Here is a 26,185-nt window from a genome sequence, read left to right as displayed (position 1 = left end):
TGATTCATTTTTTTGATGATAGAACCTCAATGTCCTCGCCGTAAAATTGACTCCGACAGCTTTCAGGAAAGAAGCCACTGACGAATCCACCAATCCTGCAGGAACGATGTGTTCCTTCATAGGGATTTCACAGCGACCCCTAATTATTTCAAGCCATCTCCCTCAGAGATAATAACACGTTTTCAAAAAACGCGCAATATGCATAATACATTTGAGAAACCCTAAACTCGTAAAATAACTTTTTTAATAGTATATCTAAATAACGGATAGATAGGAGAAATAAATAGGCTCCAGATAAAATTTGGCAGCCGTCATCAATAAAAATCAAGCTCGATAATATAGAAAAATGGAAAAAAATAAATGAAGGATTTAAAAATTAAATCGAGCTCAAACCCATATGCTTGAAGTTTGTTCAAACCTTTACTTCTTCTCCATTTAACACGGCTTCCTCAGTGACCTTTACTTCCTTAGCCGTATTCCCGTAACTTACGAAATACGGGCCTGCGGGAACAGTATCGAACTGGGTTTCCCCGGAAATAGAGCCTTCGGTGGAATAGGGAACGGTGAATTCATACCTGCCTTCAGAGTCCGAAGTGGTCAACTGAGAATACTCAAAAGTCCTTCCCTGATTGGTCAAAATTGTTGTACTTATTTTGACCGTTTCATTGGGGGAGGCTGTCCCGGCTATATTTGCACCTTTTACATACTCGAAGATTTTGACATAACCCGTGTCGACTTCGGAGATGTTGCCTCCATACAGGGAATTGTAAACCTGTTTGTACCAGGCTTCATCAGTCTGATACATCCAGGTTTCGTGCACAAGACGGTACTGCTTCAGGCCGTTTCCGTCCAGAATATGTAACCTTGATTCCATTGAGTTAAAGTAACGTTCGGAAGGAAGATACTGGTATCCACTCCCTGTCCAGTAAGGCTGATAGTACCCTTCGGAATCAAGGGTCCAGGTAGCCATAGGCAAAAATTTTGCATTTACTTTCCCTGTAAATAAAGAAGCCATTTCTATGTCTGAGACAATATAACGGGCTCCGGCTTTATCCGGGGCAGGATCAACTGCTTCCAGCATTTTAGTCGCTTCTTCTTCGGATTGGGCTGTAAAGAAAGTCGAAGCTCCGGGCTGGTTCTCGTCTTCAATACTTCCTCCTCGCCCTCCAATTCCAGCCTGGAAAGGATTGGCATTGGGCATTCGGTGCCCGATAGTTTCAATCCAGTGCCCGTAGTCCCACCAGGACATAACTCCGTAAGCGGTTTCAGGGTAATCGAAAGTTTTTCCGTCCTCAGGGGCCTCGTAGGTAGCATTATAATCCATCCCGGGGTCTGGAGTGTTGGATCTAAGCCAGAGACAGGCTTCAATCCATGGCCCATTTGGACCTCCGGTGCCTATTGTCTGTCCCATTGCAGAGGAATACTCCGGGAAAACAAGCACCGCGAATATGGCAAGGACTGCAAAGACCTGTTCTATTTTTATAAATCTGAAGAAACCGGGCAGATCCTTAAGCGATTTTACCTTTGTCCCGAAGCTTTCTTCGAGCTCATCCCACTTTACAAGTTCAAGAAGCCTGCCTCCCAGATAAGCTCCCATAACCGCAATATTCACCGAATAATAATATGCAAAACGGTTCTGACCATAGATTGCCATGAACATGAAAAGGCCCCACACCAGAGCCAGCAATTGTTCAGGTTTTGGTTTTCTGGCGAAACTTGATGTAAGGAGAAGCATTCCTACGATCGAAGCGAAAAAAGCTGGGGCTGTAAAATAATCAAACACCCTTGAGAATGAAAATTCTCCATAGGGATAAAATATGGAAGTAGCTTCTGCAATTGTAGTGAGCCCTCCCGTCTGGATCCCGAAAATCGAATGTGGAGCACTTATTACCATCGAATAGAGGGAAGGAACCGCAATTTTTGCTGCAATAAGCCAAAAGATAAAAACTCCGACTATTATTAGGGGATAATAATAGGCCTTTAAGTTTCTTCTTTTGAACTCCTTCTCGAAAAAACTCAAAATTATAAAACATGTCATTGCTCCAATGACGGTGGCGAGATGGAACCAGGAGTAATAAAACATTGAGAAACCCATATCAAAATGGATGAAAGGAAGTATAAGTATGGTACTTACAAGAAATGTAGCTGTACCGGAAACTCCGAGGTAATCGCTGTTTTCGTTACGGAAATTGTTGATAACGTACTGGATCACGGCATAAACCAGAGTGATCAATAAGAAAAGAGAAGCACCCGGCCATGAAAGCTGGTAAGCCGAATACATTATTCCAGCCATCGCCGAGTATGCCAGAGGTTCTTTCAGGGTGTCCCATTCTTTGTTCTTTATATGCTCGAAACGCAGTCCCCTTTCCTTTGCAGAAATCAAAGCCAGCATGAAAAACATCATGAAGAAAGTGCTGAATAAAGTCTCAGCTACATGGTGGTCCGTGAAGCCTATGAGGGAACGGCCCAAAAATTGCCCTGGAGCAAGTGCGATCAGGATTGCGGCCAATATGCCTGTTTTATGGCCCCCGAGATATTTTCCGATATAGTAAACAGGAATGACCGTAAGGGCTCCGAGCACTGCAGGGAAATAGGCTCCGATGGTATTAACCAGTTCCTGACCGGGATTACCCATCCCCAGGAACAGCGAGGTTATAGCCATCATCTGGTCAAACAGCGGCCCGAAATGGATGTAACTTCCATTAGGGTAGTTAGTCATGGGATTGTAAAATACTCTGTTGGGATAATTTTCAAGGAGAAGATTTAAGGTCCGCATGTGGTACCAGGGGTCGTTGCCCCCGAACCTTACAAATCCATTGGACAGGAAAACTGAATCAGAGGGGCGTATTCTGATCCAGAAAGCCATAAAACCGATTATTGAAACTATCAGAGTATAAGGCAAGCTGGATTTAATTTTAGACTTAAACGTTGGTACGGAACGAGCCTGAGAACTCATAGTGATCCCCTTCAGGAAGTGCAACTAATTATAGAGCTACAGAAAAACACAAAATATCCTTTGAATAACAGGCACAAATAATGAAGGTACTTTTCAAATCACAGTACCTCCATGCCAAAAGAAAATTAAATAGATTGTATTAATTCGATGTAACGGTTTATAATTTTATCCCATTTTTGATCCGGAGATTCATAATACTCGCTCTTTCCTAGAAGGTTCAGGACAGCTTTCCGGATGGATTCCACATCTCCAGGGGGAACAAAAAAAGTACCTTCATATCCAGCCATAGACTCTTTCAGGCCGCCTACTTCAGAAACCACAACCGGCTTTCCAAAAGCCATGGCTATATGGGCAATTCCGCTCTGGGACGCCCTCAGGTATGGTAGGACTACCACATCTGCAGCGCTGAAGTAAAGGCTTACCTTTTCATCGGGGACATATTCGTCCACAAGTGTGATCCTTTCAGAGTAAGGGGAAGCCTCGATCTGGTCAAGCAGTTCTTTGCGGTCTTCCCAGATTTCTCCGACAATCAGCAGCCTGCTTTTCTCAAGGGTTTCTATTGGAAGCTGTTCGAAAGCCCTGATAAGATAAGGGGCCCCTTTGTATTTGCGGATCAAGCCGAAAAAAAGGATGATAAAATCTTCTTTTATCGAAAGAATTTCTTTTGCTTCATTTTCCTCCAGAAGTCCCCCATATTGATCAAAGAGTCCGAGAGGAATTACATGGATTTTATCCGGAGCTATCGCATACCTCTCAGCAATAAGTTGTTTGTCCGATTCTGAATGAGTGATGTAAGCATCGAGATTTTTGCGAAGTAATTTTCCCGCAATTCTGGAATATAGGCGTATTGGTAGTATGGATTCCTCAAAGGGATCTACAACCTCGTGGAACTCAATGATTATCTTCGGTTTGTTTAAAAGACCCGCAAAGAGTCTTAACAGGAGATGCAGGTGCGCTACCGAAGAGGTCCACCATTGTAAAATTATGACATCTGGCTTCTGTAATTTAATAAAACTATATGCCCTGATCCATGTCAGAGGGTTATTGTAATCCATTCCGTCAAAAACAGGTAGCTCAGGGGAAAAATTCAGGTTTGAAATATTTTTTCCTACATGAGATCTCCCTGGAAAAAGAAAGGTTGGAAGCAACTGCCGGAAACATATCACGGAGACCTTTTTCTCCACAGACATTGCGTTTGCCAGACTGATCGTATAATAACTGATACCACTTAAAAAACGTTTAGAAGGTCCGACTATGCAAATGCTTTTCTTGGCTACCATTTACCTTAACTATCACATTATCTTTATATTAAGCTAATGCATTAGACCTTAAGAGAGGTTTTCTGATTGAAGATTGCGCAGGTTTGCCCAAGATATTACCCGGATATTGGAGGAGTTGAAACCGATGTCAAAGAAATTAGTGAACGACTGGTTTCAAAAAGCCACAATGTCGAAGTAATAACTACGGACCCTAGCGGGAAATTGAAAAAAGAAGACATAATTAACGGGGTGAAAGTTACAAGATTCAAATCGTTTGCTCCCGGGAATGCGTATTATTTTGCTCCCCAAATATATGCTTATCTGAAAAATCATAACTACGATGTTATTCATGCGCATAGTTATCATGCTCTACCGGCTCTTTTTGCAGCTCTGGGTGAGCGTAAAAAAAAGTTTGTATTTTCCCCATATTACCATCGTGGAGGACACACCCCATTTAGAAATCTGCTCCATAAACCCTACAAATTTATTGGAAAGATGATCTTTTCTCGTGCAGATACTGTTATATGTATATCTGAATATGAAAAAAGGCTGGTGGATTCTGATTTTGACGTCGGGCAAAAAACTGTAAAGATTCCAAATGGCATTAATCTCTCGGAATTTGAAAATCCTGGACATCAAAAAAGTGACAGCAATCAAAAGATACTTCTTTATGTAGGGCGCCTGGAAGAATACAAGGGAGTACAATATATTATTCAAAGTTTGCCGGAACTCCAGGATTTTCGATTAAGAATTGTGGGAAAAGGACCTTATGAAAAGGACCTTCACAATGTGGCTGAGAGACTTGAAGTAGCAGAAAGAATAGAATGGCTGAAAGACATCTCAAGAAAAGAGCTTCTGGAATGTTATGCATCAGCAGATGTATTTTTGATGCTTTCCTCTCATGAAGCCTATGGAATAACAGTTGCTGAAGCACTGGCTTCCGGTACTCCTTGCGTGGTTGCAATGGGAAGTGCACTCGAGGAGTTTGTTGATGGAATCCAGTGTTTCGGGGTAGATGAACCAATCAAAGAAGAGAGGATAATTAATCTGATAAATCAGTTGAAAGATATAAAATCAACTGGTAAATTTATTACGAAGAATCTTACTGTTTTTGATTGGGATTACGTCATAGAAGAAATCGAAAATGTGTATTTCTAAGAAATCCGCATACGGAATTGAACCTGATCCCCTTGATCGGGACGTCGCTTAGATATCTGGAATTTAGCAAAGTCATGATTTTTAGCATAACTTCATTTTCACAGTATTATAACTTCATTTGCATAGTATTGTAATACTTATCGTAAAAATCTTTTTTTGGGTTTATACCTTAATCCGTCAATCATTGCAAACCAGTATCCTTTGGCTGAATCAAAATTTCTCTGTGCAATTGATTCTATTATTCGATAGCAAATTCCAGAAAGGATAATAAATGTGAGGTGTATATATTCGAGTTGATTGGTATTTTTATGTATTATAAACAATTTATTTCGATATCCATAATAAATTTGGAACGAATTCTTAAAATTTTCAGTTGTCGTTTTAGACCCAATATGCCAAATTTTAGCATAAGGAGTATATATCAGATCTAATCCGGATTTTTTCGCCCTTATACACCAATCAACGTCTTCATTATACATAAAAAAATCTTTATCTAAAAGACCTACTTTTTCAAGTGCCTTTCTATTAATCATCAGAGCACAGCCAGTTATCCACTCAACCTGTTTATAATCTTCGCTATTCTCCGAAGAATCTCTTACAAAATTGTAATGCTTTGTTATTTTTCCTCCGTCATACCAAACTTTAGATGGAGCGTCATAATAATAAATTTTGGGGCCGATTGCCGCTGAATTGGGATTATCTTCCGCAGCTTTAGCCATTTTCAAAATGAAATCTTCTTTAAATACTGTATCGTTATTAAGTAACAGGACCCATTCGCCCTTGGATACTTTTATCCCTACATTATTCCCTTCAGCAAAACCGAGATTTTCTTTGTTATTTATAAAACATAGATTGTATTTACTTGTAGTTTCTGCAAGTTTTATAACAGAATCGTCATTGGAACCATTATCAATAACAATTATCTCAAAATCGTCGTAATAATTTTTATTTTTGAGAAGGTATTCAATGCAATCAATCGTCATATCCGGTTGATTGTAATTAAGAAGGATAACAGATAACATAATTATCATTATTGTAGTTGAGAGTTTTTTCTGTTCTTCACAAACTTTAACTTTAAAAACGATCTGGCTACCATAACCAGTTTTCCAGTACATATCAAAGGATGCCAGGACCATGCCAGATCTCTGTCCTTTATGACGCCATAAAGGGCTAATCCGGTAGGCAATATAAGTGTATTTGAAATAATAAATGAAATAGCACCGGTACTTCCTCTACTGTTACTTCCTCTGCTATCACCCTCTTTTTCATTTAGGCTCACATTTATGTCCCTCTCGTATTTCTTCATATAACCTTTAAAAGTAGTTGCATGAAGATGATACACCCCGGAGTTTTCAACATAAAAGAACGTGTATCCGGCTTTTACCATCTTGTAGGTTAAATTGATATCCTCTTTAGCTTTTAAATCAAGAAAACCACCCGCGTCTAAAATCGCACTTTTTTTGAGAAGAGTATGCCCTGTCCCGATTTCAATGTAGTTTTCATCACTGATAAGTTTTGGAATTTTTTTTCGCCGGTATGGATGTTGCAATATAGAGTAGCGGGCTAAACTGGGATAATCTTTTTTATATGCACCAAGCACCCACGTTCCACCCAAGTTTTTATATTTTAGAAAGGGATCGACCATTTTTTTTGTCCAATAGGAATCTGGAAGCTCACAATCGGAGTCTATAAATGCACAGATTTCTCCTGTTGTAAGAGCAACCCCTGTCTGCCTTGATTTCCCAATGCCATATCCTACAAACTCATAGAGTTTTACATTTGAATCACTATACTCCTCAACGATTTCTTTTGTTCCATCGCTTGACCCTCCGTCAATAACGAGAGTCTCAAAGGAGGGATAATTTTGGGAAATAATTGATTCAATACAGCTTCGTATTGTTTTTTTATTGTTTAAAGTTAAAACAACAAAAGATACTGGAGGCAAATCATTCATTTGGATCCGTCCATAGCTTTCTCTATAATTTTGAGATATTCCTCAGATACTTTTGTAATATCATATTTTTTAATGATTTGATTCACCCTTCCATTTATTGTTTCAAGGATTTTCGGATCTTTTAGACTCCTCAATTTATTCAAAAAATCTTCCATTGAGCCGTTATAAATCAGCCCGCCGTCTGCAACTACTTCCGGCATTGAAGCCCTATTAGGGACTACAGCCGGTTTACCACTTGCAAAAGACTCTACAATCGGTACACAAAAACCTTCATGCAAACTTGCTGTAACAAATGCAGTTGAAGAAGCGTAATATTTTGGTAAGTCTTCATTTGATACTTTTCCAGCAAAAATTACTCTATCCGAGACATTTAATGAGGCCGCTAAACTTTCCAAATTTTCCCTTTCTGTCCCGCCTCCAACAAGAACCAACACAAAATCTTCACTAAGAAGAGGTATGGCTTTAATCAGAAAATCCACGCATTTGGACGGAACCAGGCGGCCAACATACAATAAAACAATTCGGTCATGCAAGCCATGCTTCTTTCTTATTTCCGTAGCATCTATATTTTTAAAGCGGTCAAGAGATATTCCTAATGGCGTTACTAATATTTTTTGGCTTTTCCTAGCGTTAACATATGGCTCAATCTCTTTCTTAATAAATTCACTTCGGACTAAAATAAGATCGCTGTATTTCATTGATTGTAAACTTGCAAAACGTCTGATAAAGGTCAATAACTTATCTTTTAAGTATACATAACGTATTGGTGTTATACCCTGAAAATCCCATATTAATTTCAAATCGGGGTTAGAATATTTGGCTATATAAGCACTGACTAATACAGGTACATCCGGGCCATATAAGATTAACAGATCATATTCTCCCAATTTCCGGGCTAGTTGATTTATTTTCGTTGTAGAAAGAAGAACAGCTTTAATGTTGTGCTCTTTTATTCTGGTATAGTTATATTGGTGAACTTCAGGTGGTATTTCTGTCTGGGTCACAAAAGTATAAAGATCAACACGGTGGTGATCTGAAAGTTTTTTAAGCATATCCACACTATAATTACTTATAGCGTCATATTCTATTAACCTCGTCGCAAGGAATGCTATTTTCATTGTTCTGTCACCGATAAAAGAAAACATAAGCATCAAAAGCTATTGTCAAAGAATTATAATTAATCTAAGAATTCTATTTTTTAGGTATGCACGTGAAACTGGTATGTATTTAATTTCCTGAATTTTTTATTATGTTCCAGTACTATATATCTATTTCCGGCAACCCACTTTTGTCGTATCCTGAAATGATTTCGCAGATTCAAAACTATTTGAAAGTTCAATCTCCAATACAGCAACAGAAGACTCTAAAAGTTAAACCTTGGGTAAATTCCAATTCCATTTTGATACAGTGGAATAATAATGTAAAATGGAGCAAATTCGAAGTTGAAGTAAAATAGTGGGTCCCATGTATACGATATGTAACTGCAATAGAAGAAATTAAAAAAGAGAAATAATTTTGGGATAATACACTAATCAGAAAATGAAAATTTGCGAAGTACTTATTTATTTATCGGAATCCTATATTCTCCATGAATAATTCCGTAGTTTTTCTAGATCTGTTTTTCAGTTCAGGCATTTGATCTGTTAAGTATTTTTTTACGTCATTATGGTTTTGTTCTAAATATACAAATTTATCCTTAATTTTATCTGATGTAATCTCTTTGACATCGATCATTAAGTTGTCAAGTCCTAAGTTTTGCATAAAACCTTTCATTTTATGCTCATAATATATGGATATAAATGGAACGTTACCCTTTGCAGCAAATATATTCGAATGATATCTCATGCCGATAACACAATATAATTTGGAAATAATGATTTGTTGGGCATAGGAATCCAGATTCTCGGGAAGAATGGAGATATTCTTTTCATCTATTTTTTTAAAAGTGTTAAGTAAATTTATGTCATTTTGCTCTCCAAAAAGTTGGGGTATCAAAAGTACAAAATATCCTTTGTTTATTAGATATTCAATTGTTTCGAAAATAGATTTTTTTATCTGTTCATGAAATTCTTTATTATCTTTGTATAGCGGATGCCACTTCAAATCTGTTATTGTGAGACCTATAACATTTTTATTTTTTATGATTTGCATTACTTCAAGAATCTCTCGAGTATTTTGTAAGTGATCTTCAGAGATATTATTTTGAAGTGCAGAGTCGATTGTTACGTACGAATCTAAACCTAATTGTTTTTTTAAATATTTTGCTGAAATTTCTTCTCTTACAGTTATAAGTTTAGCTTTTTTCAGAATGTATTTTCGTACTTTATTCCGGTATCTATTCGTAAATGGACCCATTGACGGAGCATAAAAATATGTTGGTTTTCCCTTCAGGGTTGCTATAAGTAGGCGATATAAGTATTCATAGTCAGCAACTTTCCCTCCATACATGTCTCCAATAGCCGGCCCTCCCGGAGCGTGAATTACTATATCTGCTTCATTTACAGACTTGTGGAATCTTCTCCCGTTTTCTGTAAATGATATAGTTCCCAATGTGAACAATGAGATGAGTGAATCTAAGTAATCGATTCTATCCAAAGGATATGGTTTGATTAGAGGAATATTTTTGTATGGAAATTGGGTCACGTTACGTGATAGGATCATAATTTCTATTTTATTTAGAAGTATTTTTGATTCGATTGAATCTATCATTGCTCTAATTGCTGCTTCATCACCCCTGTTATTCCAGTGAGCATTTAAAATTAAAAGGTTTGGTTTTTTATCTTTCAAATTCATACTTATCGAGATCTCTTTCTATTATTTTAAAATACATCATATAATAAAATTTTATATATGTCTGGATCACTTTTTCCGGGGCACATTTTAAGAAATATCTTGATTCCTTTCTGCTGCCTATGTAGCGGTTTATGTAGGGAAATATTGCAGCTACTTTATTTAATCTGCAGTATTTTGGCTTTAGTAATTGTTCTTTTTTACTATAATAATTTCTAAGGCGGTAATGTATATTAATTTTTTTAAAATGTAAAAAAAACTTTTGTGATCTTATTATATCATCATATTTAATGTGAAAAATTTCAATAATTCTATTGGAGTTCGCTTCTTCAATTAATTTCTGGCTTTCTTCATTTCTTGTGATTATGATTGATTTTCCTATACTTTCAGTATCCATGATTTCTCTTAACCAGGGATCACCAAAAGAAATATCCGCAAATTCGGATAGAAGATCTTTGCACGTAAGGCAACTTTTGGGAGTAAAGAAAAAACCATTTGAAATACTATTCCAAACCTCACTTTGGTTTGGTATGAATTTTTCACTAGAATCTTTGAGTTTTATTAATATTCCGCCAGGCCACCCTCTGCAACGGTATCTTATTTCTTTTATATGTTCTTCTTTCAGATTAAGCTTTTGAATCAAAAAATCGGTAGCATGGTAATTATTTGTATGTGAACAAAAAAGTCCAAAATGATATATTACTTTTTTCTTTAATTTTGGATTAATTGATTCAGCTTTTCTGAAACCCATTATATGGCATGGAAGTCCCACAACTGCGAATTTTCCATCTAATTTCAAAATTTCTTTTATGAGCATGTTCGTAGGAACGGGACAATATTTTGATTGCGAAGCTTCGATTATCTCTTCTTTTGTTTTTGCAATAAAGGGCTCTGATTTTAATGGATTATTTTTGCTCATTCTTGTTACTAACGCACCGTCAATAATTTTTTTCTCTAAAGCAAAAATTAAAAGTGAGGTTATTAAACCTCCTGAGGACGAATTAAATCTTATTTGTTCGTCTGTAGAATTGGACAAATAACAGCTGTTGTAATCTCCTATGAATTGGCTTTCTTTTTTACCATGTAGCATTTCTACATTAAAATTTAAAGTTTCAGCTGGGTCTCGAGAACATACTTTTAAACAAAGTCCACATTTATTACACTTATTATCATCTATTTTTGGGATATAGTTACCTTTAATGTCATCAAGCAACATTTCTATCGCAGAATTAGGACATATTCCTGCACACGTCCCGCATCCGATGCAGACATCCATCCTGATTATTCTATCGATTGATGCTAGTTTTTTCATCTATACCCCTACTGCATAAGAATTTGGATTTTTTGCCTCATTGAACTAAAATTATAACAGAATAGTTTTAAAAATGAATTTGATGGTAATTCTATCTATTTTATTGAGTATTCACAAACTCAAAATTTGCTTTTTTGAATCTATATGGAATAACCAATTGAGATCTATCTGGAATAACCAATTGAGAGCGATTATGGAGATAATTCTGAAAAATCCAGGTGGTTAAGAATATGGATGGGATAAACTCATTAACTAACTCCAGAAATTATTTCATGGAATATTTTTTTATCTTCTGTGTCAAAACCTTTACCTAGATATAACACTGAAAAGTATATTATACTGGAGATAGTTATCACCACAAATAAGTTATATGGTTTTATTAGACAAATAAAAAGTCCCATTACTATAGATGCTATTAAGGGTTTCAGTGCAATCTTTAACAAAGGCAATGGATAGAAATATTTTGATACAAAATGTCGATACAATGTAAATAATACTAGTTGAGAAATTACGGTTGCGATGCCAGCTCCGACCATGTCATATTTTGGAATTAATATTAAATTTAACATAATGTTAATTCCGATTGAGATTGCTGCACTCAGTGTGCGTAACGGCTCTCTATTTATTGAAGCCAGAGTCCATCCTGTTGCATGACTTATGAATCTAAATGGTAAGTATAATCCAAGAATTTGAAGGACTTTTGAGGCTTCGATGAAACCATCTCCGTATATCAGTCTTATAATCTCATTTGATAACAATATTATCCCAAATGCAGCTGGAAATCCTAGTATGCATAAATATTTTGAGGATTTTTCTAACAATAATTCTAACGAGTTTTTTGAAGATAAAAATAACTCTGAAGCTGCTGGGAATATTGCATATATAAATACTTCCGCGAAAGAAACGATCACAAGTATTATTTTACATGCGGAGTCGTAGAGACCTGTGATTTCGTTACCCTTTATTGCTGATAACATAACTATATCAGTATGGAAAAATAAGACCGATATCATGATAGTTGCACTGAAGGGTAATGCCTCTGGTGCAATTTTTTTTAAAAATTTGATATCTACACTCAAAGTTGGCTTTATAAACTTTCTAAAACAATAAAATGAACTGTATCCTAATACAACAAAACTGACTACTGAATAAAGAAGAGCAAATTCTACAACATCACTTTTGTTATATATTAAAATCATTCCGCCGATGAACATGAATAAATTATTTAATATCTGGCCGATTGAGATGTATTTCATTTCTTGAAACGCTTGAAATATTGATTGGAAAAGAGAGTTATAACTAGTCAATATAGTATAAATCAATATCAGATATATTACTAGTTTAGTCTCCTGGGGAATATTCATCAAATTTAGTGCATTGAATACTAATCCAAAAACTATAATAGACACTATAAATTTCACCGGAAGTATGTTACCCAGGTATCTATTACCTAAACTTCTATCCCTCGATACTTCCCTTGCTGTTAGAATTCCAAATCCAAGATCCAATATAATACTTGAAATTGCAGTAAAAGAAAGAGCAAATGATAACACTCCATATCTATCCGCTCCTAGATATCTTGCAACATACATCACATAGGATAAACCTAAAATCATTCCAACTACTTTAGCAAGAATTAAAAAAAATGTGTTTTTTGCAATGGTTTTTGGAGTAGTCAATCTAATCACTCAGTCTTCATTTTTAAAATTTTTTATCACTTGTCTTGCTTTTAAAAAAACTTTTAAATTCTTCATCATCACTCCAGAATCTATTATACTTCATATCTTCTTTTTACCTAGTAATTGAGCTAATCCCCAAACTCAAAATAGTGTCTTTAATTCATTTTGCTGTTTTTCAATTTTGGCAGGAACTTATTCTTTTCTGAAAGTTTTGAGTCTTTTGTAAAACCTTTTGGAACATAAATTGCTTTTTGCTTCCACGATAGTTCTCCACGATAGTTCTATACCTGCTAATTCTCTTAAGTTAGTAAACCCCTTCTCGGATCTACAGCAACATCGTATAACTTGTCTTCTTGGACTCTAATAAGTTTTGCTTGAATGTAAAGGGCTAACTGGTAATGTAGTTCGTGGCTTACTCCATAGGAGAATTTGGCCTCGTTGTTCTGGATGTCGTCTCATAAGTTTCTCGCAGTCATGTTCTTATTTTATTCAAGTCGGCTTTTTAAATTGATAATTATATATAAAATATCTGTGAACAATTAGTCTTTAGAGTATATTTGTTAGGGGACCTTTCTACGGGATGATAGTGTTCCATTTAATTAAAAAACTAAATGTATAACCTACATTTCGCAGATGTGTACATATTTAAACCACTTGCCGACTTGCCCCCCATTCATTAATCTGAGAAGTTTTTGTGTATACTTTGCTTCACAAGCATTCCGGCTCTTAATAAACTCTCAAAAGTTCCTGCATCACTCCAGAAACCCACAAGAATTCCATATTTCATGTCCCCTTTACTTATGTAATAATTATTTACATCCGTGATCTCAAGTTCACCCCTTCCGGAAGGCTTGAGTGTTTTAATTACGCTAAAAACGTCAGAGTCATAAATATAAAGTCCTGTAACTGCAAGATTGGATTTTGGCTCTTTTGGTTTTTCCTCAATTCCTATTACTTTCTCACCTTTCAGTTCTGCCACTCCAAACCTGTGAGCATCAGGCACTTCTTTCAGAAAAATCCTGGCACCTTTCTTGAAATTTGTGACCTCCTTTTTGATGTTGTCCTGGAAAATATTATCCCCAAGAATAACAGTTACATTGTCCCCATCAGCAAAATCTTCGGCCAGGCTAAGTGCCTGAGCAATGCCTCCAGCTTTTTCCTGAATTTCATAAGTAAAATGCACTCCAAAATCGACCCCGGAACCTAAAAGTTCAAGGAAATGTCCGGCATGACCTCTTCCAGACACAATCATAATTTCTTTTATTCCGGCGTTTATCAGGGTCTCCATCGGGTAGTAGATCATTGGCTTATCATATACCGGTAAAAGGTGCTTGTTAGTAACTTTAGTTAGGGGATACAGTCTGCTGCCCGTACCGCCTGCAAGTATTACTCCTTTCATATATTTCTCTCCTGCAAATAGTCCTTAAGTGCTTCTTTCCAGTGTCTCATGGGTTCGGTTTTAGTATTCACAAGAACTGAATATTTTGGCCTTTTTGCTTTTCTTGGGAATTCTTCACTGGTACAGGGAATTAAATTATCGATAATAGAAGAAGCAAATTCATACCAGGAACAGATCCCATCATTTGTAATATGATAAATTCCTGGGTCGAGTTTTATTATTTCTTTTACTTTGTTGGCAAGGTCGATTGTGTAGGTGGGCTTGCCGAACTGGTCATTTACCACCTTTACGTTATCCATTTCCTTGGATAACTTTAGCATGGTTTCAACGAAATTTTTTCCATTTATTCCAAAAAGCCAGGAAATTCTCACAATTCTGTAATCATCCATATTCTCGATGATTTTCTTTTCACCTAGAAGTTTTGAATGACCGTATACATTAATCGGATTAGGTATTTCAGACTCTACATATTCTTTTTTGGAACCGTCAAAAACATAATCAGTACTGAAATGAACAAGTGTTGCATCTACTTTGGCGCAGGCCTCTGCAATGTGCCCAGGTCCGGATCCATTTACCTGAAATGCAAGTTCCTTGTTGTCTTCACAGCCGTCCACATTCGTGTAGGCTGCTGCGTTGATTACGACATCAGGTTTCATTTTTTGAATGGATTCGATAACCTGTTTTCGGTCTGTGATATCAAGCTCCTTATGTGTCCGTTTCACAGCATCTGGAAATACTTTGCAGAGGTCTGCACCTAGCATCCCGTTTGCACCGAGGATCAGCATTTTAATGGTTCCCACCACCATCGGTTTTCAACATACCATTTGACCGTCTGTTCGAGAGCGGTATCAAAATCATATTTGGGTTTCCAGCCCATTTTTTCCAGTTTACTGCCGTCAAGGGAATAACGGAAATCGTGACCTTTTCGATCCTCCACGTATTCGATTGAGGATTCATCTTTGCCAAGCATTTTCAGAAGGCGGCGAGTAATTTCAAGGTTGGTTAGTTCGTTTCCGCCGTCTATGTTGTAGACTTCTCCGCTGCTTCCGTTATGAAGGACAAAATCTACTGCAGAGCAGTGGTCTTCAACATAGATCCAGTCCCGGATGTTCAGGCCTGTACCGTAAACCGGAACTTTTTTTCCTTCCATTAACCTGCTGATAAAAAAAGGAATTAATTTTTCAGGATACTGGTAAGGTCCGAAGTTATTTGTACACCTGGTAATGCAAACAGGAAGCCCGTAAGTTGTGTAATAGGACATTGCAAGAAGATCCGAACCTGCTTTGCTTGAAGAATAAGGGCTTGAAGGATTCAGTTTGTCTTTTTCAGTAAAAGATCCCTCTTTAATACTTCCGTATACCTCATCGGTGGAAATGTGTACAAACTTATTGATATTGTTTGCAAGCGCACTCTGGAGAAGGGTGTTTGTACCGAGCACGTTTGTCCTTACAAAAACCGAACCATCTTCAATTGAGCGGTCAACATGGCTTTCGGCAGCGAAATGAACAACCTGATCCACTTTTTTTATCGCTTCGTTCACAACGATAGGGTCGCAAATATCTCCTTTGACAAAAGAATAATTCGGATTGTTCTCAATATCTTTAAGGTTGGAGGGGTTCCCGGCATATGTCAATCTGTCAAGGTTTATAATCCGATAATGCGGATACTTTCCCAGCATATAACGGATGAAATTGCTGCCTATAAATCCGCAGCCACCTGTTACCAGCAGTTTCGTTCAGGTCACCTCTGCAAATAATACATAATAACGATAAACAAACTGTTTCAAAAGATAAAAATTTCTGCATTAAAAGTTCATTTCAGCTTTTTCAAATCCGGGTAGTAGACCATCTTTTGGAGAAACCTTTATGTCTTCTTCCCTTACTTTCCAATCAATGTTCAATGAAGGATCATTGTAGACAATTCCCGCCTCGGTTTCGGGATGATAGTATTCATCGCACTTGTATGCAAAAACTGCGGTTTCGCTCAGCACTGAAAATCCGTGGGCAAAACCCTTTGGAATTAGAAACTGCCTTTTATTTTCGCCAGAGAGTTTAACACCTGCCCACTCCCCGAAGGTTGGCGAAGTTTTACGCAAATCAACTGCAACATCGTATACACATCCTTGCAGAACTCTTACAAGTTTTGCCTGACTGTAAGGAGCTAACTGGTAATGGAGTCCTCGAACCACACCATAAGAAGATTTTGATTCGTTGTCCTGGACAAAGATATATTTTTTTCCTATCAAATCGTCCAGAGTTTTTTTGTTGTAGCTCTCAAAAAAATATCCCCGATCATCCGCAAAAACTCTGGGTTCCAGTATAAAAAGACCTTCAATTTTTGTTTCCATACACTTCATTGAATCTTGTCGCTCCTTCTGTTTTCAATAGTATTTTGCCAGATGCGGGATGTTATCAGGTTCGAATAATGATTGGGATCGAGCATACTCATACGTTTCTTTTTCATCTTCCATTCCAAATAATATAACAGAATATTACCGAATAACATAACAGAATATTACTCATACAAGTTTTTCAGATAAGATAAAAACAAAAAGTTCAGGAGATTTTTTAAAACAATTCTTAAACAAAACACTTCTTAAAATACACTGAAATTACACCGAAACTACACTAATCCGTCTAAAATCCTTTGATATTCATAAGCAATTTTAATCCAATCAAACCTATCCTGTACCCTTGTTCTTGCAGCCTTTCCAAACTCTTCACATAAAGCCCCATCCCCTAATAGTAGTATTTTATCAGCCAACTGATCAGGGCTTCGCGAGTCCACTAAAAAGCCACACTCTCCATCTTTAATTGTGTCCAGCATACCTCCAACCTTTGTCCCCACCACCGGCTTACCACATGCCATTGCCTCAAGAACCGCAATTCCATAAGGTTCTATAATACTGGGCTGCACATAGATATCACACTCGGAATACAACTCAGGCATTTTGTAATTTGGAATAGACTCTGAAATGAACGTTACATTCCTTTCCAGCTCTAAAGTTTCTTTCAGTTTTTTGAGGTTTTGTTCTTCCGAACCCTTCCCGAGGATATACAAATGAGCCTCAGGAATTTGGTGGGCAACCTTTTGCATAGCTTCTATTAAGTACTCCAACCCCTTATATTCATGCAAACGAGCAACGGTAAGTATCTTGAGATCACCCGTTTTCAGGTATCTGTTAGCAGATAATAAAGGCTTGAAGACTTCCGAATCCACTCCTACATTTACAACTCTTATTTCCCTTTTCACGCCTAATTCGGCAGACATAAAATTTTTTGCAGCTGTACAGTGCGCAGTTAAGACCTCCACACCATTCCGGAGGAGCTTATTGACGGTGATGTCAAGAGTTTTTAAGGCATACAACTTCACAGGATTTTCAGGGTAATAAGTTCTTTCAGAGGATAAAACCATAGGAATTCCATGTTTTTTAGCTGCCCTGTACACCTTATGGCAGATGTAAGGATAATCCTCCTGAAGCATCAAAACATCATAATCTTTGACGGAACGGACTCCTCCCGTAACAATGGGATTATCACCAAAATCCACTAAAGTAGGGAGGTAATTAACAGAAAAACTTAGATCCGAATTCGCATTTGAATTATTGGGATCAACTATTTTTTTTTCACGAGGGGCTTTAGCAGTGGACGTAATAACTGTAACCTTGTGACCCAGGGAAGAAAGACTTTTAGCCAGCCCATATTCGTTTCCATTAATATAAGGTGTGAAATAAGGTACAACTATCCCTATCTTCATCAGAGAACCTCACCAGACCATTTTACACTTCTTTCTTATCTTGAGAATTGTAGCCGAAACAAACTACTGTAATCATTATCTGAAATAATCTACTGTTTGCCTCAACCCTTCTCTCAAATAAACTTTTGGTTCCCATCCAAGCAATGCCCTTGCCTTGCTGATATCCGGTCTTCTCACCTTTGGATCATCCACCGGCAGGGCCTCATAAACAATCTTTGATTTGCTCCCCGTAATTTCGATAATCAATTTCGCAAACTCCAAAACGCTCATCTCTGTCGGGTTTCCAATATTCACAGGTTCGGTGCAACCAGACATCATTAACCTGTAAATCCCTTCTATCAAATCCGAGACGTAACAGAAAGAACGGGTCTGTGAGCCATCTCCGTAAACAGTAATATCTTCTCCGCCAAGCGCCTGGGAAATAAAATTTGGAACTACACGACCATCATTTGCGCGCATTCTGGGCCCGTATGTATTGAAAATGCGTACAATTCGAGTGTCAACTCCATGATAGCGGTGGTAAGCCATCGTGATCGCTTCGGCATACCGCTTCGCTTCATCATAAACGCCTCTCGGACCGATGGGATTGACATTGCCCCAGTAAGTCTCTGATTGGGGATTTACCAGCGGATCGCCATAAACCTCTGAAGTAGAAGCAAGAAGGAAACGAGCTTTCTGCTCTTTGGCAAGTCCCAGCATATTGTAAGTCCCAAGAGCCCCTACTTTCAGGGTCTGGATGGGCAATTCAAGATAATCAATCGGAGAGGCCGGGCTTGCAAGGTGGAAGATGTAATCAATTTTATCCCCAAAATAAATAGGCTTCGTAACATCATGCTTGATATAGGTAAATTTCTCAGACTTGATATGTTCAAGATTTCTTGGATTACCTGTTAGCAGGTTATCTATACAAACTACCTTATGGTCCTTTTCAAGTAAAAGGTCACAGAGATGCGAACCTAAAAATCCTGCTCCTCCAGTTACGATTGATCTCATCAGAAGAACTTCCTTAAAATTCAATAGACGAATAGTCTCCGATATTCAGGGAATTATGCTTTCCGATAAGGTTTGCGTCGTCACCTATAATCGAAGACTCCAGGTTCAAGTTTGAGATATGAGTCCTTGAACCAATTACACCATTTGAAATAATTGAATTTTCTATCACCGTATCTTCGGCAATTGAAGTATAGGGACCAATTACAGAATTAATAATTTTAACATTCTCCCCGATCTCCACAGGTTGGATAATTACCGAATCACATACATCGGCAGGAACATTCCCTGTGAGCTTTTCTTCAAGTAAAACGCGATTGGTTTCGAGCAAAGACCTTGCATGTCCGCAGTCATACCAGCTGGACACCTCAAAGGTCTTAAACTTACTCCCTCTTCGGATCATCTCCTGCAGGGCGTCTGTCAGCTGGTATTCACCTCTATTTTGAATACTATTCTGGAGCATCCAGTCAAGAACTTCAAAAAGAAGAGTTGTATCTTTAACAAAATAGACACCTGCAATCCCGAGGTTTGAACCGGGATTTTCAGGCTTTTCTTCAAGCCTTTGAATACATGGAGAGGAAGGTTCCAGTTCGACAATGCCATACTTCCGGGGTTCTTCTACTTCCCTAACTCCGATTGAACCGGAACATTTCCCGTTTTCAACATGAAATTTATAAAAATCAAGATAACCGGACTTAAAAATCATGTCGCCAAGCGCGATCATGATTTCAGAACCCATTGCGTGTTCCTTTGTAACATATACCGAATGCCCAAGTCCAAGCCTTTCTTCCTGGTCTATGTAGCGGATTTTAAACTTATCTTTATAATGCCTGTCAACATACGAGATTATCTGTTCTTTGTGGTATCCTACCACAAGGATAATTTCTTCAGGCTCAAGCTCAATCATTCTATCAAGAATGTGCCCTATGATAGGCTTACCGGCAATGTAAACCATTGGCTTCGGTTTGGTATGCGTATGTGGGAATAAGCGCTTTCCAGCTCCCGCTGCAGGTATGATTACTTTCATGCATCCACCAGACAATCTATAAAATTGATCCACATAATATACATTCCTTAGCAAGAATAATCGGATTCGGGTTTAATGTCTCCCATACACATCATCAAACCTGACGATATCCTCTTCGTCCACGAGCTCCCCTAACTGTACCTCAATAATCTCCAGAGGAACTTTTCCGGGATTAGATAGCCTGTGCCTTTGCCCGGCCCGGATAAATGTACTTTCCCCAGGTCTCAGGAAAAATTGTTCTCCGTCCACTTCTACGCAGGCCATACCTTTTACAACCACCCAGTGTTCACTCCTGTGATAGTGCAGTTGAAGGCTTAACCTGTGGTCGGAAAGCACGGTAATATTCTTGATCTTATGACCGGGAGAAGCGTCAAGTAGCGTATATGAACCCCATGGCCGGTAGACTGTTTGCCCGATAAATGCCCTTTCATCGTTCCTGCCCTTCAGGTCGGAGACTATTTCCTTTACTTTCTGACTGCTTGATTTAGGACATATTAAGAGGGCATCGCTCGTGTCAACAATAACCATGTCCTTAATATCAATCAGAGAAACGATTTTGCCACATTTCGAATAAACAAGATTACCGTCGGAGTTGAGAAGCAGAGAGTCACATTCGTGGATCACGTTTCCTACGGAATCTTTTTCCAGTTCGTCATAAATTGCCGCAAAGTTTCCAAGGTCGCTCCATTTCTGGTCCAGCTTTACAACGGCAACTCTATCGGACTTTTCCATTATGCCATAATCAATGGAAACCTTATCCACACACGCATAAATCTCATCAATACTGCCCCCGTTCTCAAAGCAGGCAAAAATCGAAGGCGCATATTTTTTGACTTCTTCAAAAAAGAGCCGTGTCTCAAAAAGGAACATGCCGCTATTCCAGAGGCACCCTTCTTCAATGTATTTTTGTGCGGTTTCGAGATCAGGCTTTTCTCTAAATTCCGAAACCCTGTAACCTGGTTCGCAGGACTCGGAGGTTTTAATGTAGCCGTATCCTGTATGAGGGAAGGACGGAACAACCCCGAAAGTAACCAGATAATCCGAAGCCAGTTTTTCGGCTGAAGAAATCGTTGCCATTGCAGCTCTGTCAAGTACATGGTCCGAAGAAAATACCCCTACGACTGAATTTCCGAATTTTTGCTCGATCTCTTTCATTCCAAAGAAGATGGCAGGAAGTGTATTCTTGCCTTCGGGCTCGATCAGGACATTCTCTGGGGGAATTGAATATCCTATTTCTTTGATCTGTCCAATCACGAAAAACTTCTGGATTTCATTCGTTACAACAAAAATCTCAGAAATATCTGAAACCTCAAGACATCGAAGCACGGTCTCCTGAAAGAGTGAGGTGTCACCAAATTTTAAAAATTGTTTGGGATACATTTCCCGACTAAGAGGCCAGAGTCTCGTCCCTGAGCCACCTGCAAGAATTATTGACTTAATGCCTGTCATCTCCATGGGAATTGATTTAAAAATATTAAATCGAAGTATAAACACTGTCAAAACACTGTCAATACTGTCTTGAGAGAAAGGGATTATAAATATACTGTGGAAGAAGGTTATTTTCAGGGCATGATTATTTTTTGGATATATATCTTCGAAGAAACTGCTCTTTTAATAGATTAATTTTGGAATATATTACTTTTTGATTCAATGAATTTTTGAATCAATGAATTTGGAATTATATTACTTCTGGCAGCAATTACTTTCTGAATAAATTGGTTTTAAAATTGGATTATTTTAGGAGTTTGATTATTTTTTAGTAGTATATGATAAGGAGCAAATATATAACCTTTGGCTCTGAACACGCCGAAAAAATAAATGCATCAAACTATCAAACCGAAAAAAAGAGGGACCAACAGTCCATGAATAATAGAAATGTGGACCCGATAAAACTTAAACTGACCGGTCAAAAGTAATAATGGACTTCTCCGAATTTATTTTATATCATCATCTTCCGTAGGCTCGCCCCCGGTCCAACTAATCACCTTTTTTACTATGAATATTGAGAGAGCGAATACAAGTAAAGCAAATCCTAAAAGAGAAACGGTGATGGAACGTTCATTGCCTTGAAAAGCAGGAGGGCGACGTATGAGAGGCATATAATCGATATTCCCTTCCCCCAGGTCATAGGAAACGTCGCAGAATCCGTCTTCATCCAGATCCCCAGTTACGCAAAGGGCCGTACTTTCAGGACCGGCCCAGCAGTTCCCGCCAAGATAAGGCCCCCCCACAATATTTATTCCTCTCTTCCGGGACAGATTCCAGGTATTCTCGGAGTTAATACCTTCATAGCCTACGTTTGCAGTGTTTTGAAAGAAATTATTATAAATGATGTTTCTACTGCTGTTTGAGAGCATAAAGCCATACTCAATATTGTAATGAAGGATATTTCCAATAACACGGTTATCGTCTGAGGTTTCAAGCAAAATGCCATCCAGACTGTTCATTTTCACCTTATTGTTGATAACCCAGTTATCTTTCGAGGTTTTCAGGAAAATTCCCACTTCATTCCCTGAAATATTATTTAGATTCAGCATATTTGTGGTAGAAGAGTCAAGGTAAATTCCCAGGTTGTTGTCAGAAAGTCTATTATTGCTGATCAGGATCCCATGGGTGTTTTCCAGATAAATCCCTGCTTTTAGGGGGTCACTGGCACCATTTATGTAAAAGCCACTGATAGTTATATTGTTTGCATTTACGTGAAAAACATGGTCATGAGGGTTTTTTGCCGTTACAATACTCCGATCAGGCATCCCGGAGATAGAACGAACCGAAATTTCTTTGTCAAGATATACATTTTCCGTGTAAAGTCCGTTGTAGACATAAACCGTATCTCCGGGCCTGGCAGCATCTACAGCCTCCTGAATTGAAGAAAAATCCTTATGTTCATCACTCCCCACAGTGATCCTCCTGGCAGCTGCAGTACCTGAGCTGAGCAACAAAAATACAAAACCTATTGCAAAACAGATTTTTACGCTTCTTATGGTTTTCAGCAGTATCACCTCAAAGAGACCCCCGGCCCCTGTACCCCACGTTCAGAAGAGTCTCTGCATTCGGAAAACCAGATCTGGAGTCCCGGACCTGGAATCCCAGATCATTAAAAAATAAAAATTGAATAGTAATATAAATAGATTGAGGGATATACTTATTGAAGCATAGTTTCGGAGTAATCCTGCTGATAAAATTCTTTCCATTCAACTCCCCTCGTTAAAAGGGAATAAGCCCTAAATCTGGAAAAGAAGAAAAGAAGCCGAAAAATCCCACTTCTCAGACTTACCTCACTTCTCAGATTTACCTCACTTCTCAGATTTACCTCACTTCTCAGATTTACCTCACTTCTCAGATTTACCTCACTTCTCAGATTTACCTCACTTCTCAGATTTACCTCACTTCTCAGATTTACCTCACTTCTCACACATGAACCCATAAATTATTCTCATACCCAGGCTTTTAATTTCAGGCTTTCGACTGGAAGCCCTCCGTATTGCCTTTTACTGATGTCCGAATCTTCAGCCAGGATTTTAACCGAAAAACCTGCCTTTTTTAGAAGTCTCAGATACTCCTCTTTTAACAAAGCCCCGGCAACGCAGCCCGCAAGCAGGGCGCGGTCTTTTTTAAGGTCTTCAGACAAATCAGCCAGGAGGACCATATCCGAAACATACATCCTGCCTTCGGGCTTCAGGACCCGGAAAGCTTCCCTGAAAACTTTTTCTTTATCCGGCGCGAGGTTAATCACGCAGTTGCTGATAATAACATCTACCGAACGATCTTCAATCGGAAGGGCTTCGATGTCCCCCTGACGGAACTCGACATTTGAATAGCCGTACTTTCGAGCGTTAGCCTGAGCTTTTTCAACCATTTCAGGAGTCATATCGACCCCAATAACCTTTCCCGAGCTTCCGATTCTCTGTGCAGCAAGAAAAGAATCAAAACCCGCACCAGAGCCCAGATCCAGGACAATATCCCCGGGCTCCAGTTCTGCAAAAGCGGTAGGGTTGCCACAGCCAAGCCCCAGGTTTGCGTCCGGCACAGCCTGAACATCCGCTTCCGAATAGCCGAGAGATTTGGAAAGGTCTGCTGCGCTTAAATCCCCGCAGCACCCGCTGCCAGAACAGCAGGAACCTCCTAAAGTTGCAATTTCCTGATACTTCTTTTTGATAACTTCTTTTTTTTCAGTGGAATCCATTCTTTTACCTCGTTCCTTATTGTTCAGATTCTCCTTTTTTATCTTGAAGTTTATTTTCAATTTCCGCACAACAAACCCCGGAAACTTGCTGCCTGTCACAACAGGGCTTTACATCCCTGATTCCGAGAGATAAAAGCAAATCCTCGATCTCCCCATTTTTGACGCTGTAGATGATGTTTCTTCCCTGCCGTTCATACTTTAAAATTCCAGCTTCAACAAGAATCTTCAGGTGTTTTGAAACCGTTGTCTGGTCCTTTTTTGTAAGGGATGAAAAATCACAGGCACAGTAACTATGCTCCAGCAGGTAAGAGAGGATAGTAAGCCGGGTCTCATCCCCGAGAGCTTTAAAGAACTTTACTTTACGATCAAGCATGGTTATATGGACATATGCGCATATAGCCATATAATATTTGTGATAAAGCTCACCTAACGAGAAATAGTAAATCTGAAGCTAAAAGAAGATCTGAAACAAAAAGACGTTTAGGAAAAGAGTAGTCAGAAGAAAAAGTGAAAATCAAATTGCGTGCGGCCATCTCACCCTAAAGAGGCTGTCTGACAATTATTGATAGTAATAAAAAAGTACTAAAAAGAAAGCAAATAAGACCTTTAAATCTAAAAAGAAGGAAATCTTTTATTACCGAAGGTAATTGTCGGACAGCCTCTAAAGGATGGGGTATGCTTCGGGCCGCCCGCCCGGTTATTTGGGAATAATTTACAGTGTCCTTTAACGAAGTTTCCTTGATCTAAGTTATTGAAACTTTGCTATCGAGTCCCTGTCCGATTTCCAATCACTTTACAAAGAAACGACGATTTAGAGATTTAAATCGAAAACAAAAAGAGGCGAGGGTTCATTCATCCCCGACTTGAAGGGCTGGGCATTCGTGACCCTACGCGCTCCCCTTGTGGTAAAAACCTGCTTTGCTTACTTGCACGTGTCAAGCAGGCCTTTCTTTTTGCCTCCTCTCTGTTCAGAAGGGTGTATAGGCTCAACTTTAGCTTCTTCGGGTTCAACTTTAGCTTCTTCTGTTTCTTGCTGTTCTCCCTCAAGAAGCTCCTTTCTTTCTTCCTCATCGTATTTTTCGCAGCTCACCAGAGGTTTTCTCCTGCCTCCTCGCATCTTCTCCATGGGATCGATAGGCTCAACAGTAGCTTTCTCTGTCATAATTAACCTTCCTTGTATGTGCAGCGTAATTCATACCAGTTTACATGTAATTCATTTCTTTTCAGAAAATTTGTTTCAGCTCTGAAAAGAAAAAATAAAAGTAAAAATAAAGGCCTGCTTACTTGCAGGTGTCGAGAAGACTTTTCTTCTTACCTCCCCTCTGTTCGGAGGGGTGTATCGGTTCAACTTTAGCTTCTTCTGTTTCTTGCTGTTCTTCCTTCTTCTCTTGTTCTGGCATAGATAAAACTCCCCTAATCAGTTTACGCCTTTGAAAATAATGTTTTTACCTTGTTTCAATCCAATGTCCCAGGACCCTGCTAACCTTTGAAGGATTCCCAGTATTCAAGCCTCATCGGATTGCATTTTCAACAACCCTCAATCTATGGGATATTAAGACAGATTATCAGATCCCGTCGCAGCGAGCAAACAGTCTCCGGATTAATATTTCTTTATTTGCCTTTGAACCGGATGGTTCTATTTTAAACCCCTGACATCTTTTTCTCTTTCATTCCTCCTTTCTACTCTTCCCGGATAAAATTGATTTGGGAAATTAACCC

The 26,185-nt window shown here is 38.5% G+C and carries 23 protein-coding genes; 1 reads left to right on the top strand and 22 read right to left on the bottom strand.

Annotated elements, in window-relative coordinates:
* Positions 1-412: 412 nt before the first annotated feature.
* Positions 413-2,956 carry an oligosaccharyl transferase, archaeosortase A system-associated gene (locus tag ACSAZL_RS02870; protein WP_440947243.1) on the bottom strand — a complete coding sequence of 848 codons (2,544 nt, stop codon included), beginning with the start codon at positions 2,954-2,956 and terminating at the stop codon, positions 413-415.
* 125 nt (positions 2,957-3,081) lie between these two features.
* A complete protein-coding gene (locus ACSAZL_RS02865) occupies positions 3,082-4,236 on the bottom strand; it encodes a glycosyltransferase (RefSeq protein ID WP_440947242.1) in 1,155 nt (384 codons plus the stop codon).
* Between the two features lie 66 nt (positions 4,237-4,302).
* Here ACSAZL_RS02865 and ACSAZL_RS02860 point away from each other — a divergent pair, with 66 nt between their 5' ends.
* Positions 4,303-5,373 (top strand): glycosyltransferase family 4 protein, encoded by a 1,071-nt coding sequence (locus ACSAZL_RS02860; RefSeq protein ID WP_440947241.1) that lies wholly within the window; start codon positions 4,303-4,305, stop codon positions 5,371-5,373.
* 137 nt (positions 5,374-5,510) lie between these two features.
* Here ACSAZL_RS02860 and ACSAZL_RS02855 read toward each other — a convergent pair whose 3' ends face one another.
* The 20 genes from ACSAZL_RS02855 to ACSAZL_RS02760 form a co-directional block, all read right to left on the bottom strand.
* Positions 5,511-6,509 carry a glycosyltransferase family 2 protein gene (locus ACSAZL_RS02855; protein ID WP_440947240.1) on the bottom strand — a complete coding sequence of 333 codons (999 nt, stop codon included), beginning with the start codon at positions 6,507-6,509 and terminating at the stop codon, positions 5,511-5,513.
* A complete protein-coding gene (locus ACSAZL_RS02850; protein WP_440947239.1) occupies positions 6,404-7,327 on the bottom strand; it encodes a glycosyltransferase in 924 nt (307 codons plus the stop codon). The genes ACSAZL_RS02855 and ACSAZL_RS02850 overlap by 106 nt, the downstream gene beginning before the upstream one ends.
* Complete coding sequence (locus ACSAZL_RS02845) at positions 7,324-8,445, bottom strand: glycosyltransferase family 4 protein (protein ID WP_440947238.1); 1,122 nt, start codon at positions 8,443-8,445, stop codon at positions 7,324-7,326. The genes ACSAZL_RS02850 and ACSAZL_RS02845 overlap by 4 nt, the downstream gene beginning before the upstream one ends.
* 448 nt (positions 8,446-8,893) lie before the next feature.
* The gene (locus ACSAZL_RS02840) at positions 8,894-10,114 is read right to left on the bottom strand and encodes a polysaccharide pyruvyl transferase family protein (protein WP_440947237.1); all 1,221 of its coding nucleotides are present in this window, start codon (positions 10,112-10,114) and stop codon (positions 8,894-8,896) included.
* A complete protein-coding gene (locus ACSAZL_RS02835) occupies positions 10,104-11,429 on the bottom strand; it encodes a Coenzyme F420 hydrogenase/dehydrogenase, beta subunit C-terminal domain (protein ID WP_440947236.1) in 1,326 nt (441 codons plus the stop codon). Before ACSAZL_RS02835 ends, ACSAZL_RS02840 begins: the two co-directional genes overlap by 11 nt.
* Positions 11,430-11,677: 248 nt before the next feature.
* Positions 11,678-13,108, bottom strand: coding sequence for a flippase (locus ACSAZL_RS02830; RefSeq protein ID WP_440947235.1), 1,431 nt, complete (start codon positions 13,106-13,108; stop codon positions 11,678-11,680).
* A gap of 299 nt (positions 13,109-13,407) precedes the next feature.
* Complete coding sequence (locus ACSAZL_RS02825; protein ID WP_440948767.1) at positions 13,408-13,557, bottom strand: dTDP-4-dehydrorhamnose 3,5-epimerase family protein; 150 nt, start codon at positions 13,555-13,557, stop codon at positions 13,408-13,410.
* Between the two features lie 227 nt (positions 13,558-13,784).
* Positions 13,785-14,507, bottom strand: coding sequence for a sugar phosphate nucleotidyltransferase (locus tag ACSAZL_RS02820; RefSeq protein ID WP_440947234.1), 723 nt, complete (start codon positions 14,505-14,507; stop codon positions 13,785-13,787).
* Positions 14,504-15,313 carry a dTDP-4-dehydrorhamnose reductase gene (gene rfbD, locus ACSAZL_RS02815; protein WP_440947233.1) on the bottom strand — a complete coding sequence of 270 codons (810 nt, stop codon included), beginning with the start codon at positions 15,311-15,313 and terminating at the stop codon, positions 14,504-14,506. The genes ACSAZL_RS02820 and rfbD overlap by 4 nt, the downstream gene beginning before the upstream one ends.
* Entirely contained in the window at positions 15,286-16,185 is a 900-nt protein-coding gene (rfbB, locus tag ACSAZL_RS02810) for a dTDP-glucose 4,6-dehydratase (RefSeq protein ID WP_440947232.1), read from the bottom strand. The genes rfbD and rfbB overlap by 28 nt, the downstream gene beginning before the upstream one ends.
* A gap of 126 nt (positions 16,186-16,311) precedes the next feature.
* Positions 16,312-16,854, bottom strand: coding sequence for a dTDP-4-dehydrorhamnose 3,5-epimerase (gene rfbC / locus ACSAZL_RS02805; RefSeq protein WP_440947231.1), 543 nt, complete (start codon positions 16,852-16,854; stop codon positions 16,312-16,314).
* 275 nt (positions 16,855-17,129) lie between these two features.
* The gene (locus ACSAZL_RS02800; RefSeq protein WP_440947230.1) at positions 17,130-18,263 is read right to left on the bottom strand and encodes a glycosyltransferase family 4 protein; all 1,134 of its coding nucleotides are present in this window, start codon (positions 18,261-18,263) and stop codon (positions 17,130-17,132) included.
* A 75-nt stretch (positions 18,264-18,338) separates the two neighbouring features.
* Entirely contained in the window at positions 18,339-19,256 is a 918-nt protein-coding gene (locus ACSAZL_RS02795) for a UDP-glucuronic acid decarboxylase family protein (protein ID WP_440947229.1), read from the bottom strand.
* 13 nt (positions 19,257-19,269) lie between these two features.
* Positions 19,270-20,280 (bottom strand): sugar phosphate nucleotidyltransferase, encoded by a 1,011-nt coding sequence (locus tag ACSAZL_RS02790; RefSeq protein ID WP_440947228.1) that lies wholly within the window; start codon positions 20,278-20,280, stop codon positions 19,270-19,272.
* Positions 20,281-20,352: 72 nt separating this feature from the next.
* Positions 20,353-21,735 carry a mannose-1-phosphate guanylyltransferase/mannose-6-phosphate isomerase gene (locus ACSAZL_RS02785; RefSeq protein ID WP_440947227.1) on the bottom strand — a complete coding sequence of 461 codons (1,383 nt, stop codon included), beginning with the start codon at positions 21,733-21,735 and terminating at the stop codon, positions 20,353-20,355.
* A gap of 479 nt (positions 21,736-22,214) precedes the next feature.
* Complete coding sequence (locus tag ACSAZL_RS02780; RefSeq protein ID WP_440947226.1) at positions 22,215-23,282, bottom strand: right-handed parallel beta-helix repeat-containing protein; 1,068 nt, start codon at positions 23,280-23,282, stop codon at positions 22,215-22,217.
* A gap of 143 nt (positions 23,283-23,425) precedes the next feature.
* Entirely contained in the window at positions 23,426-23,695 is a 270-nt protein-coding gene (locus ACSAZL_RS02775) for a hypothetical protein (protein ID WP_440947225.1), read from the bottom strand.
* Positions 23,696-23,716: 21 nt separating this feature from the next.
* A complete protein-coding gene (locus ACSAZL_RS02770; protein WP_440947224.1) occupies positions 23,717-24,466 on the bottom strand; it encodes an arsenite methyltransferase in 750 nt (249 codons plus the stop codon).
* A gap of 16 nt (positions 24,467-24,482) precedes the next feature.
* Entirely contained in the window at positions 24,483-24,839 is a 357-nt protein-coding gene (locus ACSAZL_RS02765) for an ArsR/SmtB family transcription factor (protein ID WP_440947223.1), read from the bottom strand.
* 549 nt (positions 24,840-25,388) lie between these two features.
* Positions 25,389-25,628 carry a hypothetical protein gene (locus ACSAZL_RS02760; protein ID WP_440947222.1) on the bottom strand — a complete coding sequence of 80 codons (240 nt, stop codon included), beginning with the start codon at positions 25,626-25,628 and terminating at the stop codon, positions 25,389-25,391.
* Positions 25,629-26,185: the final 557 nt, after the last annotated feature.

Origin of the sequence: Methanosarcina mangrovi (assembly GCF_052057765.1) — an archaeon.
Taxonomy (GTDB): domain Archaea; phylum Halobacteriota; class Methanosarcinia; order Methanosarcinales; family Methanosarcinaceae; genus Methanosarcina.
The sequence above is the reverse complement of the archived record's forward strand: the minus strand, read 5'-3'. Positions and strand labels throughout refer to the sequence as shown.

Bases quoted from the DNA above. Each gene is read 5' to 3' on its own strand.
- ACSAZL_RS02870 (WP_440947243.1), bottom strand. From the start codon at position 2,956: ATGAGTTCTCAGGCTCGTTCCGTACCAACGTTTAAGTCTAAAATTAAA.
- ACSAZL_RS02865 (WP_440947242.1), bottom strand. From the start codon at position 4,236: ATGGTAGCCAAGAAAAGCATTTGCATAGTCGGACCTTCTAAACGTTTT.
- ACSAZL_RS02855 (WP_440947240.1), bottom strand. From the start codon at position 6,509: ATGGTCCTGGCATCCTTTGATATGTACTGGAAAACTGGTTATGGTAGC.
- ACSAZL_RS02850 (WP_440947239.1), bottom strand. From the start codon at position 7,327: ATGAATGATTTGCCTCCAGTATCTTTTGTTGTTTTAACTTTAAACAAT.
- ACSAZL_RS02845 (WP_440947238.1), bottom strand. From the start codon at position 8,445: ATGAAAATAGCATTCCTTGCGACGAGGTTAATAGAATATGACGCTATA.
- ACSAZL_RS02835 (WP_440947236.1), bottom strand. From the start codon at position 11,429: ATGAAAAAACTAGCATCAATCGATAGAATAATCAGGATGGATGTCTGC.
- ACSAZL_RS02820 (WP_440947234.1), bottom strand. From the start codon at position 14,507: ATGAAAGGAGTAATACTTGCAGGCGGTACGGGCAGCAGACTGTATCCC.
- rfbD (WP_440947233.1), bottom strand. From the start codon at position 15,313: ATGGTGGTGGGAACCATTAAAATGCTGATCCTCGGTGCAAACGGGATG.
- rfbB (WP_440947232.1), bottom strand. From the start codon at position 16,185: ATGCTGGGAAAGTATCCGCATTATCGGATTATAAACCTTGACAGATTG.
- rfbC (WP_440947231.1), bottom strand. From the start codon at position 16,854: ATGGAAACAAAAATTGAAGGTCTTTTTATACTGGAACCCAGAGTTTTT.
- ACSAZL_RS02800 (WP_440947230.1), bottom strand. From the start codon at position 18,263: ATGAAGATAGGGATAGTTGTACCTTATTTCACACCTTATATTAATGGA.
- ACSAZL_RS02795 (WP_440947229.1), bottom strand. From the start codon at position 19,256: ATGAGATCAATCGTAACTGGAGGAGCAGGATTTTTAGGTTCGCATCTC.
- ACSAZL_RS02790 (WP_440947228.1), bottom strand. From the start codon at position 20,280: ATGAAAGTAATCATACCTGCAGCGGGAGCTGGAAAGCGCTTATTCCCA.
- ACSAZL_RS02785 (WP_440947227.1), bottom strand. From the start codon at position 21,735: ATGGAGATGACAGGCATTAAGTCAATAATTCTTGCAGGTGGCTCAGGG.
- ACSAZL_RS02770 (WP_440947224.1), bottom strand. From the start codon at position 24,466: ATGGATTCCACTGAAAAAAAAGAAGTTATCAAAAAGAAGTATCAGGAA.
- ACSAZL_RS02765 (WP_440947223.1), bottom strand. From the start codon at position 24,839: ATGCTTGATCGTAAAGTAAAGTTCTTTAAAGCTCTCGGGGATGAGACC.
- ACSAZL_RS02760 (WP_440947222.1), bottom strand. From the start codon at position 25,628: ATGACAGAGAAAGCTACTGTTGAGCCTATCGATCCCATGGAGAAGATG.